This is a genomic window from Salinivibrio sp. IB574 (genome assembly GCF_001996205.1).
GTDB lineage: Bacteria > Pseudomonadota > Gammaproteobacteria > Enterobacterales > Vibrionaceae > Salinivibrio > Salinivibrio proteolyticus.
Window position 1 is genome coordinate 1 of the sequence record NZ_MUFN01000013.1, and the last position, 15,966, is coordinate 15,966.

The window sequence follows — 15,966 nt, forward strand, 5'->3', positions numbered from 1 at the left end:
CTGAATCAAAATGCTGAGCAAATTGGCAGCGTGGTGACCACCATCAACGCCATCAGCGAGCAGACCAACTTATTGGCCCTGAATGCGGCGATCGAGGCTGCCCGTGCGGGCGAGCAAGGGCGTGGCTTTGCGGTAGTCGCCGATGAGGTGCGCACCTTGGCAAGCCGCACTCAAGAGTCCACGGTCGATATTCAAACCATGATTGAGTCGCTGCAAACGCATACCACTGAGTTGCGTCGCGTTATGGAGGGCACAGTCGAAAATGCGTCTGCCAGCGAAGCTGCGGTGCAAGAGATTGATGCCGAGATCAGCCAAATCGCCGCTCGTAGCAGCACGATTTCTGATCGCAGTACCGAAATTGCAGCCGCCGCCGAGCAACAAGGCAACGTGGCGAGTACGATTTCACAAGATGTCGAACAGGTGCGCAGCCAGTCCACGCAAGTCGCACAAATGCTGCGAGATTCTGCGACCGAAGTCAGCGAGCTTGGCACGCAAGCCCAGCAATTGAAAACCTTGGTGGCAGGACTTCGTACCTAACTCCCTTGGTGTACCGTCCGTATGCTTCCTATCACGCGCCCACCTCTGGGCGCGTTTTTATTGCAATGACACCAGCCTTGCTCGACAATACCCGCCCTTTTTTGCTTTATCCGCAAGTCACGTCATGATGCAGGTGCCTTACTCAGCATTTTGACGTGTTTTGCACCATCAAATTGTTAGGAACGCCCATGACTGCCACTGTGTATCTCGCCAAAGGCCGCGATAAATCCATCAAACGCCGCCATCCTTGGATTTTCTCGCGCGGCATTGCCCGCATCGAAGGAAAACCTGCTTTGGGTGACACGGTCACTGTTTGTGATCATCAAGGTGAATTTTTAGGGCTAGGCGCCTATTCACCGCAATCGCAAATTCGAGTTCGCATGTGGTGTTTTGAAAAAACCCCCATCGACAGTGACTTTTTCCTTGCCCGTATTCGTGCGGCAAAGCCGCTGCGCACCATGCTCGCTCAGCGTGATGGGCTCACTGGTTATCGCCTATTAGCCGCTGAGTCTGACGGCGTCCCCGGTATCACCGTCGACAAGTACGATAACTACTTGGTGTGTCAATTGCTTAGCGCCGGCGCGGATGCTCAGCGTGATAACCTCGTTAATGCCCTGCGTACCGAGTTTCCAGAGTGCCATATCTACGAGCGTTCCGATGTGGCGATTCGCAAAAAAGAAGGCCTTAAACCGCGCACCGGCGTTTTACACGGTGAGGAACCGCCTGCGTCCGTCATCATCGAAGAAAACGGCGTGGCGATTGAAGTCGATATTGCCAATGGCCACAAAACCGGTTTTTATCTCGACCAACGGGATAGCCGCGAACAAGCGGTGAAATACATGGATGACAAACGGGTCTTAAACTGCTTTTGTTACACCGGCGGTTTTGGCTTGTATGCGCAAAAAGGCAATGCTAAGCAGGTCACTAATGTGGATGTGTCACAGCCCGCGCTCGACAAAGCGAAAGCCAATGCGGCGCGAAACGGCTTTGATCTCACCCGTGCTGAGTTTGTGAATGCCGATGTGTTCAAGCTGCTGCGCACTTATCGCGAACAAGGCGAGCGCTTTGATGTGATTGTGATGGATCCGCCCAAATTTGCAGAGTCCAAATCCCAACTGACCGGCGCATGTCGCGGCTACAAAGATATTAATATGCTCGCTATGCAGCTTCTTAATCCGGGCGGTGTGCTGCTCAGCTATTCGTGCTCGGGCTTAATGGATGCGGGCCTGTTCCAAAAGATACTGGCAGACGCGGCATTAGATGCCGGTAAAAACGTGCAGTTTATTGAGCGCTTTGCACAAGCGGCGGACCATCCCACTCACAGTGCATATCCAGAAGGTTTTTACCTCAAAGGCTTTGCGTGTTTGGTGCAATAACACACGGTCTTTAACTGGTGTGCGGACGGGCGCAAAGCGCGTCCGCACTTCTGGACACAATTGTCTGATGAATCTACGTTTAAGTAAGTAGCGACCCGACAGGAGTGTTCAGATGCTAAGCCCCATTAAGCCCAACGACGAAGCTCAACGCCTCAAAAAATTACAAGACACTGGCGTGCTTGATACCGAAGACGAAGAGCGCTTTGATCGCATCACTCGCTTAGCTAAACGCCTTTTCGATGTCCCTATCGCCCTCGTCAGCCTCATTGACGATGATCGCCAGTGGTTTAAATCCTGCTTTGGCCTTAACGTGCGCCAAACGCCACGCGATATCTCTTTTTGTGGTCATGCTATTTTGGGCGATCAACCCTTTGTGGTGAAAGACGCCAGCCTCGATCCACGCTTCGCTGATAATCCCCTTGTTGCAGGCGAGCCACATATTCGCTTTTATGCCGGATACCCGCTCTCGCTCGGCGACGGGAGCAACATGGGCACCTTGTGTGTGATTGATGATAAGCCGCGCCGTTTTAGCGATGAAGATCTGCGCTTTTTGAAGGATTTGGCCCTACTCGCCGAGAGTGAGCTCTCCTCAGCGCAAACCGCATATACCGATGATCTCACGGGAATATCTAATCGACGCGGCTTTATGCAGCTAGCCAGTCGCGCCGTACAGCACTGTCAGCGCATGAATTCGCCGTATTCACTCGCATTCATCGATTTAAACGATTTTAAAATCATCAATGATACTTATGGTCATTCCGAAGGGGATATCGCCCTTCGTCATATGGCTAATCTGCTGCGCGCCAACATGCGCGAATCCGATGTGTTTGCGCGGTTTGGTGGCGATGAATTTGTGGTGTTTCTCTCCGGTGCTGGGCGTGAAGCCGCCGAGCAAGCACTCGACCGTTTTGCCGGTGTGGTGGAGCGGTTTAATCAAATCAATCGCCACACCTACCCTATCTCATTCAGTTATGGCGTGGCGACCAGCTCCATGTCGACGCCGCGCAGCTTGGATGATCTACTGGATGAAGCCGACACCAAGATGTACCAGCAAAAAAATGCCAAGGTGTAAGCCAAAAAGCGGGGTGTCCTACCCCGCTTTGCGTTAATACTCGTGCGAATGCCTGCCTATTCCTATTAGGAAGAAGACAGCGCCGCTGCAATGGTCTCCAAACTGCTCGGATCATCAATCGTCGAGGGGACTTGGTAAGATTCGCCATCCGCCATCTGGCGAATAATACGACGCAAGATTTTACCTGAGCGTGTTTTAGGCAACTTCTCCACGATAACCGCGTGTTTAAAGCAAGCGATCGCGCCAATTTGATCCCGCACACGCTGCACCAACTCCCGCTCTATCTCGCCACTCACTGAGACAAAACCGTCTTTCAGTACCACCAAGCCGAGCGGCAATTGGCCTTTGAGCTCATCGTGCATGCCCACCACCGCACATTCGGCGACCGCTTCATGGCTGCCTAACACCTCTTCCATTTCGCCGGTCGATAAGCGGTGGCCCGCGACGTTAATCACATCATCAATCCGTCCCATCACAAATACGTAGCCATCTTCGTCCATGTAGCCGCCATCACCCGAAACATAGTAGCCGGGGAATTGGCTAAGATAGCCAGATTCAAAGCGATCGTGGTTGCGCCACACCGTCGGCAGGCAGCTGGGCGGCAGAGGACGCTTCACGGCAATGTACCCTTGCTGGTTTGGTGCGGCAATCTCGCCCATTTCATCGAGAATACACACCTGATAGCCAGGACTTGGCATGGTTGCCGAACCGGGCTTGGTCGCAAAGCAGGTTAACCCCAATGGATTGCCCGCAATCGCCCAGCCAGTTTCGGTTTGCCACCAGTGATCCACCACGGGTCGCTGGGTCTTTTCTTCCACCCACTCCAATGTCGGTGGATCAAGCCGCTCGCCGGCCATAAACACCGTACGTAAAGATGTCATCGGATAGCGCGCAAGGTGCTCACCATTTGGGTCTTGCTTTTTAATCGCCCGAAAGGCGGTAGGCGCCGAGAATAAGATGCTGACGTTATGCTCATCACATACACGCCAAAACGCTCCCGCATCCGGTGTACCGACTGGCTTGCCTTCAAACATCACCGTGGTGCAGCCGTGTAGCAAAGGGGCATACACAATATACGAGTGCCCCACTACCCAGCCGACATCCGATGCGGCCCAAAACACTTCACCGGGTTTGACGTTGTAGATCGCGCTCATGCTGTACTTCATCGCCACCGCGTGGCCGCCATTGTCACGCACTACGCCTTTGGGTTTGCCCGTGGTGCCGGAGGTATAGAGGATATATAGAGGATCGGTGGCATTGACGGGCACCGGCGCTGCAGGGGTGGCTTCAGCTAATAACGACGCCCAATCAGCATCACGCGGATTGTCTAAATTGGCACGACACATCGTACGCTGATAGACCACCACATGGTCGGGTTTGTAGCGACTGTCCATGATGGCCTGATCAACCATCGGCTTATAGGCCAAGGTTTTCGCGCCCTCGATGCCGCATGAGGCGGTAAGCACCACTTTAGGTTCTGCATCTTCAATCCGTACGGCCAGCTCGTTCGGGGCAAAGCCACCAAACACCACCGAATGRATMGCACCAAGCCGTGCACAWGCGAGCATCGCYACGGTKGCTTCTGGGATCATGGGCATATAAATCACCACGCGATCCCCCTTNACCCCTAACTCTGCCAGCATGCCAGCAACTTTCGCCACGTAGTCACGCAACGCGGCATAAGTGTAGGTGGTTTTTTTGTCGGTAACCGGCGAGTCGTAAATAAGCGCGGTTTGTTCGCCCCGACCTTGTTCAACATGCGCATCGAGTGCCATATAAGCGGTATTCATGGTGCCATCAGCAAACCAGCGCTCAATGCCATTATCGTCTTTGCTAAGAATGGTTTGTGGAAAGGTAAACCAATCGAGCTGCTTGGCCTGTGCCTGCCAAAATTCCTCGGGGTCACGACTGGCCCAATCCGCATGGTGTTGGTAACTTGCTTCTTGCATAAGCGGCTCCTTATCGCCCACCCTTGGCAGGCGATACGTTTGCAAGCAATGGATTCATTCCGCGTGCTTAGTTAATCACAAACAACGACATAAATTCGTGCACCGGGGTTTTCTCCAGCGCCGCCTGATCGCTACACAAGGCAACAATTTTTTCACTCTGTGCGCGCGGGAAACGGGTCGCCAAGTTGGTGCGGAATTTTTGCTCCAGCACGGGGATCCCTTCCTCGCGACGACGGCGATGACCAATCGGATATTCCACGGCGACTTGTTCAGTGCTGCTACCATCGGTAAAGAAGATTTGGATCGCATTGGCAATCGAGCGCTTATCGGCTTCTAGATATTCCGCGCTATAGCGTGGGTCTTCTTTGATCACCATTTTTTGCCGTAGCGCGTCAATACGCGGGTCGGCGTGATGGAAAGCGTCTTCATAGTGCTCGGCCACTAGATTGCCGTATAGCAGCGGTACTGCCACCATATATTGCAGGCAGTGGTCACGGTCAGCCGGGTTAGCCAACTCCCCTTCTTTAGAAATGATGCGAATGGCGGATTCATGGGTGGTGATTTCAATACGTTCAATCTCATCCACGCGGTCTTTCACCTGTGAATGTAAAGTCACCGCCGCTTCCACCGCGGTTTGAGCATGAAACTCAGCAGGGAAAGAAATCTTAAACAGCACGTTTTCCATTACGTAGCTGGCAAAGTCTTGTTTGACACTAAAAGCGTTGCCATTAAACAGCACATCGTAATAGCCCCACTTAGGTGCGCTGAGCACCGACGGCAAGCCCATCTCGCCTTTCATGGTGATCATCGCCAACCGCACCGCGCGAGAGGTGGCATCGCCCGCCGCCCACGATTTGCGCGAACCGGCGTTCGGCGCATGGCGGTAGGTGCGCAGCGCACAGCCATCCACCCAAGCTTGTGAAACGGCATCAATGATCTGATCGCGATTGCCGCCCAGCATTTTGGTGACCACGGCTGTTGATGCCACGCGCACCAATAAAACGTGATCGAGCCCGACACGGTTAAAGCTATTCTCAAGGGCGAGCACGCCTTGGATCTCATGCGCTTTGATCATCGCGGTCAACACATCGCGCMTGGTGAGTGGTGGTTTGCCTTCGGCCACGGCCACGCGGCTTAAATAATCGGCGGTGGCCAAAATCCCGCCCAAGTTATCTGACGGATGGCCCCACTCGGCGGCGAGCCAAGTATCGTTAAAATCGAGCCAGCGAATAATACAACCGATGTTAAACGCGGCGGTGACCGGATCAAGCTCGTGAGAGGTGCCCGGTACCCGCGCCCCGTGGCGTACTGTGGTGCCCGGCACCAGTGGCCCTAAGTGTTTGGTACATTCAGGGAAACGTAGCGCCAGCAAGCCACAGCCAAGGGTATCCATCAAACAGTTGCGTGCGGTGTTGTAGGCCTCTGCCGAGGCAATCGGCGTGCTATCGACATAGTCAGCAATTTGCACCAATAAGGCATCAGGGTCAGGGCGCTGGTTTAGTTCTACGTTGTTGCTCATGGTCAATTCCTTCTGTGATTTCAATCGGGAGAATGCGCGCTGATTAAGAGCGCTGATCGATAGGTAGCCAATCTTGGTGTTCAGGGCCGTCGTAATCGGCACTTGGGCGAATAATGCGGTTATTAGCGCGCTGCTCAAACACATGCGCCGCCCAGCCCGTTACTCGGCTCATCACAAAAATCGGGGTAAACAATTTGGTTGGGATCCCCATAAAGTGATAGGCCGATGCGTGATAAAAATCGGCATTGGGGAACAAGCCTTTCTCGCGCTTCATCACTTGTTCGACCCGCTCAGACACGTCGTACAGCCAAGCGTCTGGCGCGTTTTGCGCTAGCTGTTTCGACCAATGTTTGATAAGCGCATTGCGGGGGTCTGACTCACGATAAATCGCATGACCAAAGCCCATCACCTTGTCTTTATTGGCGAGCATTTGCATTAACCCTGCTTCGGCTTCGTCAGGTGTGCGCCATTGTTCTAGCATCGCCATCGCCGCTTCATTGGCACCGCCATGCAATGGGCCGCGCAAGCTGCCGATGGCCGCGGTAATGCAAGAGTGCAAATCAGACAAAGTGGACGCGCACACACGGGCGGTAAAGGTCGAAGCATTGAACTCATGCTCGGCATACAGCACCAGCGAGCAATGCATCACAGACTCATGCAGTGGCGACGGGGTTTCATCAGTGAGCATTTTGAGGAAGTAACCGCCAATGCTTTTCACCTCCGGCTGATAGGTATCGACTCGCACGCCATCATGCGAATAGCGATACCAATAGCATATAATGGCCGGCAACATCGCCAACAGCGTATCGGTTTTATCCGCTTGCTCACTAAAGTCGGTTTCTTGATCCAAGTTACCCAGCATCGAGCAACCAGTACGCATCACATCCATGGGGTGCGCATTGGCAGGAATTCGCTCCAGCACGGCTTTTAAGGCGTCAGGTAACCCCCGCTTGCCAACCAAGGTTTCTGTGTAGTCAGCCAGCGCTTGGCGATTGGGGAGTTGGCCTTTGAGTAGCAGGTAAGCCACTTCCTCAAATTGGGCGTGATTGGCTAAATCGGTAATGTCATAACCGCGATAGGTTAATCCAGTGCCGGTTTGCCCCACCGTACACAAGGCGGTGGTGCCGGCACTTTGTCCGCGAAGGCCCGCGCCGGAGAGTGATTTATCTTTGGGTGCGACGGCGACATTTGTCATGATTGGCTCCTTTCCTTTGATGCCATCAGATTCAACCGCTGCATGAATCCGTGAACGTGGCGATAATTCCAGTGGTGTAACCGACGTTTTCACACCGAGGGTGTGCGTCTGTGATCACTCTTTTCCAAATAGGCGATCCAATTGCTGTTCGTAGGTGTGATAGCCCAAGAAGTCATAAAGGGCATCACGGGTTTGCATGGTGTCGACCACGTTTTTTTGGTGGCCATCATCCAGCAGGTGTTGATACACATTGAGAGCGGCTTGGTTCATAGCACGAAACGCAGAGAGCGGATACAGCACCATGCTGACCCCGACGCCCGCCAGTTCTTGGCTGGTAAACAGCGGGGTTTGACCAAACTCGGTGATATTCGCCAGTACCGGCACCTTTACTTGCTCGACAAAGGCTTGGTACTGCTCGAGTGTTTGCATGGCTTCGGGGAAAATCATGTCCGCTCCCGCTTCTACGTACGCTCTGGCGCGGGCGACGGCACTGTCCATGCCTTCCACCGCCAAGGCATCAGTGCGCGCCATGATCACAAATTCAGGATCGGTGCGCGCGTCCACCGCGGCTTTAATGCGGTCGACCATTTCAGCTTGGCTGACAATTTCTTTGTTAGGGCGATGACCGCAGCGCTTTTGCGCCACTTGATCTTCCATATGCACCGCGCCCGCGCCGGCTCGTTCCATTTCACGAATAGTGCGAGCAATATTGAGCGCACCGCCAAAGCCGGTATCAATATCCACCAGCAAGGGTACGTCTGTCGCTGCGGTGATCCGGCGGACATCTTCCAACACATCGTTGAGAGTCGTAATCCCCAAATCCGGTAAGCCGTAAGAGGCGTTAGCAATCCCGCCTCCGGATAGATAAATGGCTTGATGCCCCACCCGCTCTGCCATCATGGCGCAATAGGGGTTAATTGTGCCGACGACTTGCAGCGGAATATTGTTGCGTACCGCTTGGCGAAAACGTGCACCTGCACTCATAGCATTCTCCTTTTGAGCTCATGGCTTAGCGGGTTGAACCGCCGGCATTTCGTAGCCAATAGCATGTTAGTTAATCGGTAATTTGCTGTTCAATCAGTTGGCGACTGCGCTGAATATGACGACGCATCAGCATTTCCGCCAACTCGGCATCTCGCTCGCGAATTGCCGCTAATATTTGCATGTGCTCTTGCAGCGCCTGCTTAGGGCGAGAATGGGCCCGCGGCGATTGAAACCGGTACATCCGCAAGAGGTGATACAACTCACCACACAACAGGTTGATCAGTTTCTGGTTATGGCTGGCTTTGATGATGCAATAATGAAAATCAAAATCGCCTTGTTGGTGAAAGTAGGCCGCCCCTTCCACCCGTTCGATATAGGCATGGTGGGTGTCGAGCACCGCACTGAGCTGCTCAATTTCCGCATCGGTGATGTGCGCGCAAGCCAGTCTTGCGGCCATGCCTTCTAACGCTTCTCGTACCGCGTAAATCTCCGCCAATTGTCGATGGGTGAGTGTCACTACTCTCGCGCCCACATGAGGGACGCGCTCGACCAACCCTAAGGCTTCGACCCGCATCATGGCCTCGCGCAGTGGCCCTCGACTGACGCCAAATGCAGCAGCCAACCCTGCTTCCGATACCTTGGTGCCCGCTGGATAGGTGCCGGTGACAATCGCCTCGATAAGCTGCTCGGTCAGGCTGGCTGACTTGGTGGGCTCACGTGAATCAGCCGGCAACGATTGCGCGTGCTGCGCGAGAAATTGGTCATTTGTCGACAATAAAGACATAAATACCGCCTAATAACTTCAATAAAGCCAGAATAGAATAAGATTGTAGACAATGTAGATTAGACTTTGGTCTGTAGCGGCGCCTTTTTATCGTGATCAAAACCACAACGTAAATGATAATGTACGCATTGAATTGTTATTCACTTGTTATCAAACGGGCGTTTGACTCGACCTATTGCGAGAGCGGCGTATGGTAGTGCGGTCGTTTTAATAGGGATAGAACGCAAATATGGATAGAAATCATTCCAAGCGTGAAAACGCACTCGCGCTGCTTATCGGCAGTAGTTTGGTGTCACTCGGCATCTTCTTTTTCAACCAAGTAGGTTTACTGACCGGCGGCACCGCTGGATTAGCGCTGTTTTTACAGCGAGTCACTGACTTCAGTTTTGGTGAGCTTTTCTTCGTGATCAACCTGCCTTTTTATTGGCTCGCCTACACCCAAATGGGGAAACGCTTTACCTTAAGTACCTTGGTTGCGGTCAGCATCGTCTCATTTTGCGCCGATCATTTAACCGCAGTGCTCACCATCAACACCATTCATCCTGTTTATGCCGCGCTATTTGGCGGCGGGCTAWTCGGCATGGGCATGCTAGTGATGTTCCGCCATCAATGCAGTTTGGGCGGATTTAACACCTTAGCGCTGTTTTTGCAGCAACGGTTTGGCATCCGTGCCGGAAAAGTGCAAATGGCGCTGGATTGCTCGATTGTGATCTTATCGCTGCTAGTGGTCGAGCCTTGGCTAATTGGCTTATCGGTCGCTGCCGCAATCACCACCAATCTTGTCCTTGCCATGAACCATAAACCCGGACGCTACCAAGTTCAGCCACCCCAAGCCGCATAGCGGGCGTGAATGACACGGAAAACACAGATAAATATAGATAGAGGCGGCCTTCCGCCTCTTTTTTCAATCACTTCCTCTGCGACACCTTTTCCCCAATCGTTACGATAGCGCCTCGACATCTAAATACGAATCACTCTTACAATTGATTGCTGCACATGCTAAATTCCGCCTTTTAGGCGCCAATCATAAGGAGTGTTGATGAACGCGGCCGATCCTAGCTTTGACACACCACAACTGCCTGCCGCGGTTGCACTGTCCCCTTTTCCCACTGCTTTAGGCTTGTCAGTGATCCCTGATGATGTGCAAGGCGTGTCGCTTCGGGAACAACTCACCACACCACAAGGTCTCGCACAATGTTTTGCCACGGTAAACTCGACCTATGGCGATGCCGATAGCCGCGCTCAAGGCACGCTTTTTATCGGTGCCTATGCCTATGAGTTTTTGCTTCCGGTGCTGGCTAGCTGGCTTCAGGCTGGACAGCTCCCCTCGCTGGACTTAGATAACTGGCAAGTTAAATACCAACCTACCCGCGTCACTAAACCGAATGGCAAGGAGCTGGTGTATCACAAGCCACATTTTTATCTCAATGCCTTGATTGGCTGGAAACAACCCGCGGCAGAAGAGTGGCTAACTATTTTGCACGGCGCGTTATTACGCCACTTTTCACCTATCGTCGATGCGGTCGCGGAACAAAGCGGTATGCGTGAGGGGCCACTTTGGAAAGTGGTTGCCGATTCAATCTGTATTGCCTTTTTGATGGTGGGTAAACATCGTGATTGCGAGCAGGCCGCACGTGACGCCGCGCTGTCGATCGTCCATCAACGCGGCACCCCGCTTTATAGCAAGCGCAGTGGTTTTCACGATGTCACCGTCTACGATCCGAACGACACGCAAACCGTATTACAAATCCACAGCTTCCGTTTGCGCGGCGGCTGCTGCCGGATCTTTACCGTGGATGAACACAGTTATTGTTCAACCTGCTGTTTTTTAAAGCCTGACGAACAAGCTAAGCGCCTCGCAGAAGTTGCGTGTCAGCGTGAAGGCGTGGCGCTGGATACGCAGCCTCGCTAACTCAGCGCCACATCGACCCAAACAAGGCGATGATCGGAGTGAGCACGCGCATGCTCTTGGCCGTTTTTATCACAAATCAGTGGGTAGTCGGCATCATCAGGGGCAGGCCAAAATACGCCGGAGGCTAACACCGCGAGCTCACGCGAAGGTAGGACATAATCGAGGCGCAACCCACCGTTATGGGTAGCAATTGCCCGCCCTTTACCATTGATAAAGCGAAACGCGTGAGACTGGGCCGCGTCACTTTTTGGCACCTGCGTGCCGATAGCAACCTCGGGATGCACACGCGGATGGTGAAGCAAGGCGCCAATGGCTTGCTTATCCCCATCACCGTAGCTCGGGTCTGCATTTAAATCGCCAATTACCACAAACGGTGTCTTGGGAGATATTCCGCCGTGAGCGCCCTTGTCGTCCACCAACCAATCGACATTATCCAAAAGGCCAATCAGTTGGTGAATTTCATCACTGTTGCGCCGCCAGTTACGCTTTTCTGGCCCATCAAACACGGGCGGTGTGGGATGACACGCCACCACCTGTATTCGATCATCACCAACCAAAATCGGCACTGAAACCAAGTTTTTCGAGGCGAGACGTAGCGCCTGTTGTGCTTGTTCGGTGTAATAATCCGCAGGGAGTTGATGGTGAGGTAATTGATGCCACGCGAAATGCTGCCAAGTGCGAATTTCGGTGTCTTCGATGGGATAACGCGATAAAATCACATAACCAAATTGACCATGATAATCGCCAAATCCATGGCATTGCTGGGCCTCCGTTAAGCGTTGATGCTCGCTGACCGGCACCGTCAGTTTTAACCCCGTGTTGGTGGCGGGTAAATAGCGATACGGATAATCAATCGGCGTTTCACCGTGTTGCGATTCGGCCAAGTGGCGTTCACAAAATGCGGCGAGCGCCCCATCATCACCGCCATCACCTGGATGATCAAATTCACAAAGTACCACCACATCGGGTCGCACTCGTTGTATGGTCGCGGCGAGATTTTTAATTTGTCGGCTGGGGGTAGGCGCTAGCATCTTTGCTTTAATTTCGCCGGGCTGACGCCCAGCCAGAGACAGGTTGAATTGTGCCAACCTAAGGGTTGAAGGTGCTGTCATAACATCCCAACAATGCGCTACATGATGGGCTATTTTAACAAGCTATCGAGGGCACGACGAATTTGTCGCGCATCTTCTTCAGCACGATGCGGTGCTGGCCCCAACGCCTCCATTTCGCGGCTAAAGTCACGCCGATCGAGATCACTGTGCTTTTTTAGCCACTGATTCACCTCCATTAGGGTGAATGAAGGGCGCATGTAGCAGGCTTTGTAAAGCCGCCCCATCCAAAACAGATCCCATTGACTGTCGCACAAAACATGATCAAAAGGCGCGAGGGTCTGGTTGAGATGCTGGCATACATCGAGCACACTGATGCCTTCGCTAAAAAGGCGTTCACGCGAGATCCCATGTATTCGGGTTTCGGCTTCTTTATCCCAGTGATTCCAGTGGCCACTGGCGGTGGAAGGGTCAATCAAAAAACTGTTGCTGTCGCCACTTGGCAACACGTATCCCACCTCGATGGGATAAGACGATAACGACAAACCGGATGCTTCAAAATCCAGTGTCACCCACATACGCGTACTCCTTGCTCATAAACTCTCCTGCATGACTAGGCACTTCCTTTGCCTTGTTAGTTAACTGTAGCCTTTTTGTTGCCACTTCGATGGGTTGTCGCGCTACTTTTGCGTGCTTGGTTAACTTGTGACTGAAAATCCTGACGTTTTTCATTGAATGCGTTAGTTTTTTCTTATTATGTGGCACTCTAAACAGTGCTATGCCAAGGTTTTGTCAGCGGTACGCTATATTTCACTACCGGATTGAATTAGGCTTCGATAACACCCTGCTAAACGCAGTTTGACGTTAAACCGCCATGTTTTAAATAGGAAGCAGCATGAAACAAACGTCTCGCACCATGTCCGCGCGCAAACACGTTGCATTAGTGGCGCACGATCACTACAAAGACGCTTTGACTGAGTGGGTAAAAGAAAACAAAGCGACACTCAGTGAGCATGAGCTTTATGCCACCGGCACCACGGGGCATATTCTTGCGCGAGAAACCGGATTAAAAATCACCCCGCTGATCAGCGGTCCCATGGGCGGTGACCAGCAACTAGGTGCCATGATTTCTGAACAGAAAATTGATGCGATGATTTTCTTTTGGGATCCGCTCAATGCCGTACCACACGACCCTGATGTTAAGGCGTTGCTGCGTGTCAGCTCTGTATGGAACATTCCGATTGCTACCAATCGCTCAACCGCACGCTTTTTGATCACTTCGCCGCTATTTGGCCAAGAGGTGGATATTCAAATCCCTGATTATCAAGCTTATTTAGACGAGCGCTTGTAATCTTTTACCCCGCACTGTCCGTCGATGAGCAATGTCGCCTATGACTAACAGTGCGGGGACTTTCTCACAGATACCCTTTCAGTTCCTCCACAAACGGTGAGGCATGGCCTTTTTGGTGTACTAGCCACACTTGTTTTTGGGCCCGCGTCAGGGCGACATAAAACAATCGCCGCTCTTCCGCGTGCTCAATTGGCTCTTCATTTTTCCCTAACAATGCCTCACCGAGTGAGAGCGAACGCGGCTTGGCCGGGAAGACCCCATCATCCATGCCGAGGATAAACACATAGTGGGCTTCTTGCCCCTTGCTGGCGTGTGCGGTGGTATAGCGAAGCGTCAATGAAGGATACGCATTCTGCCAGCTTTCTAGCGCGTCAGGACGAATAGCGTGCGTGCGGCCTAGCAGCATCACACTCACTGCATGCTCTGCGTTAGCATACTTTTTGGCAAGGCTTGCCAAGGTTTTATCTAACTTGTCGTCCGTGATCGCTTTGATCGCTTTAGGCGCTTTCGCTGGTGCCTTGTCACGCGCATAATCCAACTGTTTGCTGAGCTGCTTGGGGTTTTGCTCAATGAACTGCTGCGCCACCTTCCCCAAGGTAGACGGATAGCGATAACAGGTGGTCAGCCAGCAAATTTCGCTGTCACCGAAACGCTGCGCAAACTCTGTGGTTAAGCCGACATCGGCACCAGCAAAGCGATAAATAGCTTGCCAATCATCTCCCACGGCATATAGCGAGGCACGTGGTGATTGGGTTTCACTGTCCGCTTTACCGTGACACAGTGCCTCTAACATTGCCAATCGTGCAGGCGAAATGTCTTGGTATTCATCGACCATGACAAACTGGATGGGCGTGGTGAATTTTCGCTGCTGAAACAGCTTAGTGGCTTGGGTAATCAAGCTGTCAAAGTCTACCGCGTTCTCCGCTTTTAGCGCCTGTTTGTAGGCTTGGTACAATGGCCAAATCACGGCCAGTTCATTTTTTAAGGCGGCCTGCTCCTCAAAGCTTGCCAGCTTATCGTTCAGCGCACGCTTGGTGGTATTGGCTTGGATCACTCGTGAAAGGCGCGACCAAACCCAAGTGTGCAACCGGCTATCATAGGCACACGCAGTCAGTTCAGCGTTATCATCAAGCGGCAGTGTTTGTTGCTGATGCAGTTTGTCCCATGCTTTACGGTGAGTGGGCTGTTGCCACTGTTCGGCGAGTGTTTGAGTCAGCCAGGCCGCTTTGGCCGTCTCATCACTGGCGAGTGGAGAAATCATCGGCGCCTGCCCTTGGTGCTCGACAAGTTGCTGGCGGGCAAAGCCATGAAAGGTAGTGACATTCACTTCATGGCCGGTTTTGGTTTTTATCCGCGTTTTCAGTTCTTCAGCAGCATCACGACCAAAGGCCAGCAGCAATAGCTGCTCTGGTTTGGCTTGACCACTTTCAATTAAATACGCGGCGCGTGCCACTAATACGCTAGTTTTTCCACTACCGGGCCCCGCCACCACCAAGGTATGAGATTCATCGGTGAGCACGGCGGCACGCTGCCCGTCATTCAATGGCGATGATTCGATGCGATCAAACCAAGCTTGCCACTGATTGAGCATCATCGCTTGCCATTGCTGATTGCGCGTCTTGAGCCACTGTTTATCCCCCCGTAAAACGGGTGCCAGTGTCGTTGCCATCACTTCATCTAAGCTAGCCAAGAATGAGGCTGGGATCCCCTCGCCTTCTAGCTTGTCGACTAGGATTTGTTGCGTCGCGCGCAATTGCGATAAGCGAACATAAGCGGGTGCATTCACCAGTGCATCATACTCTGCCAGCAAACTGGGCCGGATCATCGCCAGCCGTTTTTGATAACGGGCAATATAGGCTTGATAACTGCGATAAATGGTTTGCCCTGCCTGCTGGGCACGGTGCCAAGGCAAGCCAAAGACCTCAAAAGGTAGCGGATTGCCCTCGTCAGTATAACCGGTGAGCGAAATCGTTCCCCACAGCAACCCGCGCGACACCGTGAGCTGCCCATCCCATGCCGAAAAAGGAATGTATTGACGATGGTGGCGAGATTCGAGCAGTAAGCCGTCATCTTCGAGCTGCAAGCTGTAATGGTCGCCATAAACAAGCCATTGTGCCCAGCGGTTTGCGGAGAGTTTCATACTCATGAGTCAGTGCGTAAAAACGCGCTTTCCAGCCTTGATAAGATGACAGGCATGCTACTGCGCAACTCTCGATAAATCAATTCACTAGCAATATG

Annotated in this window: 14 protein-coding genes; 6 read left to right on the forward strand and 8 right to left on the reverse strand. The window is 52.7% G+C overall.

The features are described 5' to 3' along the window. From BZJ17_RS07875 to BZJ17_RS07885, 3 genes are all read left to right on the forward strand, one after another. A partial coding sequence (locus BZJ17_RS07875; protein ID WP_241836778.1) for a methyl-accepting chemotaxis protein occupies positions 1-537 on the forward strand: 537 nt, incomplete at its 5' end. 188 nt (positions 538-725) lie between these two features. Next, a complete protein-coding gene (locus tag BZJ17_RS07880) occupies positions 726-1,913 on the forward strand; it encodes a class I SAM-dependent methyltransferase (protein WP_069588349.1) in 1,188 nt (395 codons plus the stop codon). A gap of 112 nt (positions 1,914-2,025) precedes the next feature. Continuing rightward, positions 2,026-2,985, forward strand: a complete 960-nt coding sequence (locus BZJ17_RS07885; RefSeq protein ID WP_077456961.1) for a sensor domain-containing diguanylate cyclase — start codon at positions 2,026-2,028, stop codon at positions 2,983-2,985. 65 nt (positions 2,986-3,050) lie between these two features. Here BZJ17_RS07885 and BZJ17_RS07890 read toward each other — a convergent pair whose 3' ends face one another. From BZJ17_RS07890 to BZJ17_RS07910, 5 genes are all read right to left on the reverse strand, one after another. Continuing rightward, on the reverse strand, positions 3,051-4,955 hold the full coding sequence (locus BZJ17_RS07890) for a propionyl-CoA synthetase (protein WP_277868796.1): 1,905 nt from the start codon (positions 4,953-4,955) through the stop codon (positions 3,051-3,053). A 46-nt stretch (positions 4,956-5,001) separates the two neighbouring features. Beyond that, complete coding sequence (locus tag BZJ17_RS07895) at positions 5,002-6,453, reverse strand: bifunctional 2-methylcitrate dehydratase/aconitate hydratase (RefSeq protein WP_077640356.1); 1,452 nt, start codon at positions 6,451-6,453, stop codon at positions 5,002-5,004. A gap of 43 nt (positions 6,454-6,496) precedes the next feature. Continuing rightward, positions 6,497-7,648 (reverse strand): 2-methylcitrate synthase, encoded by a 1,152-nt coding sequence (gene prpC / locus BZJ17_RS07900; protein ID WP_077640357.1) that lies wholly within the window; start codon positions 7,646-7,648, stop codon positions 6,497-6,499. 114 nt (positions 7,649-7,762) lie between these two features. Then, the gene (gene prpB / locus BZJ17_RS07905) at positions 7,763-8,632 is read right to left on the reverse strand and encodes a methylisocitrate lyase (RefSeq protein ID WP_069588340.1); all 870 of its coding nucleotides are present in this window, start codon (positions 8,630-8,632) and stop codon (positions 7,763-7,765) included. 70 nt (positions 8,633-8,702) lie between these two features. After that, a complete protein-coding gene (locus BZJ17_RS07910) occupies positions 8,703-9,416 on the reverse strand; it encodes a GntR family transcriptional regulator (protein WP_077640358.1) in 714 nt (237 codons plus the stop codon). Positions 9,417-9,645: 229 nt separating this feature from the next. Here BZJ17_RS07910 and BZJ17_RS07915 point away from each other — a divergent pair, with 229 nt between their 5' ends. Together BZJ17_RS07915 and BZJ17_RS07920 are read left to right on the forward strand one after the other, a co-directional pair. Next, positions 9,646-10,257, forward strand: a complete 612-nt coding sequence (locus BZJ17_RS07915) for a YitT family protein (RefSeq protein WP_077640359.1) — start codon at positions 9,646-9,648, stop codon at positions 10,255-10,257. A 198-nt stretch (positions 10,258-10,455) separates the two neighbouring features. Then, on the forward strand, positions 10,456-11,328 hold the full coding sequence (locus BZJ17_RS07920; protein ID WP_077640360.1) for a ferric iron reductase: 873 nt from the start codon (positions 10,456-10,458) through the stop codon (positions 11,326-11,328). On the opposite strand, the gene BZJ17_RS07925 is transcribed toward BZJ17_RS07920, so the two are convergent. Together BZJ17_RS07925 and BZJ17_RS07930 are read right to left on the reverse strand one after the other, a co-directional pair. Beyond that, the gene (locus tag BZJ17_RS07925) at positions 11,325-12,440 is read right to left on the reverse strand and encodes an endonuclease/exonuclease/phosphatase family protein (RefSeq protein WP_077640361.1); all 1,116 of its coding nucleotides are present in this window, start codon (positions 12,438-12,440) and stop codon (positions 11,325-11,327) included. The genes BZJ17_RS07920 and BZJ17_RS07925 overlap by 4 nt on opposite strands. A 29-nt stretch (positions 12,441-12,469) precedes the next feature. Continuing rightward, complete coding sequence (locus tag BZJ17_RS07930) at positions 12,470-12,955, reverse strand: hypothetical protein (RefSeq protein ID WP_069588330.1); 486 nt, start codon at positions 12,953-12,955, stop codon at positions 12,470-12,472. 317 nt (positions 12,956-13,272) lie between these two features. Here BZJ17_RS07930 and BZJ17_RS07935 point away from each other — a divergent pair, with 317 nt between their 5' ends. After that, positions 13,273-13,728 carry a methylglyoxal synthase gene (locus BZJ17_RS07935; RefSeq protein ID WP_077640362.1) on the forward strand — a complete coding sequence of 152 codons (456 nt, stop codon included), beginning with the start codon at positions 13,273-13,275 and terminating at the stop codon, positions 13,726-13,728. 64 nt (positions 13,729-13,792) lie between these two features. Here the strand turns inward: BZJ17_RS07935 and helD are convergent, their stop codons facing one another. Further along, positions 13,793-15,874 (reverse strand): DNA helicase IV, encoded by a 2,082-nt coding sequence (helD, locus tag BZJ17_RS07940; RefSeq protein WP_077640363.1) that lies wholly within the window; start codon positions 15,872-15,874, stop codon positions 13,793-13,795. Positions 15,875-15,966: the final 92 nt, after the last annotated feature.

Coding starts and splice junctions, on each gene's coding strand:
- BZJ17_RS07880 (WP_069588349.1), top strand. CDS start 726: ATGACTGCCACTGTGTATCTCGCCAAAGGCCGCGATAAATCCATCAAA.
- BZJ17_RS07885 (WP_077456961.1), top strand. CDS start 2,026: ATGCTAAGCCCCATTAAGCCCAACGACGAAGCTCAACGCCTCAAAAAA.
- prpC (WP_077640357.1), bottom strand. CDS start 7,648: ATGACAAATGTCGCCGTCGCACCCAAAGATAAATCACTCTCCGGCGCG.
- prpB (WP_069588340.1), bottom strand. CDS start 8,632: ATGAGTGCAGGTGCACGTTTTCGCCAAGCGGTACGCAACAATATTCCG.
- BZJ17_RS07910 (WP_077640358.1), bottom strand. CDS start 9,416: ATGTCTTTATTGTCGACAAATGACCAATTTCTCGCGCAGCACGCGCAA.
- BZJ17_RS07920 (WP_077640360.1), top strand. CDS start 10,456: ATGAACGCGGCCGATCCTAGCTTTGACACACCACAACTGCCTGCCGCG.
- BZJ17_RS07925 (WP_077640361.1), bottom strand. CDS start 12,440: ATGACAGCACCTTCAACCCTTAGGTTGGCACAATTCAACCTGTCTCTG.
- BZJ17_RS07930 (WP_069588330.1), bottom strand. CDS start 12,955: ATGTGGGTGACACTGGATTTTGAAGCATCCGGTTTGTCGTTATCGTCT.
- BZJ17_RS07935 (WP_077640362.1), top strand. CDS start 13,273: ATGAAACAAACGTCTCGCACCATGTCCGCGCGCAAACACGTTGCATTA.
- helD (WP_077640363.1), bottom strand. CDS start 15,874: ATGAGTATGAAACTCTCCGCAAACCGCTGGGCACAATGGCTTGTTTAT.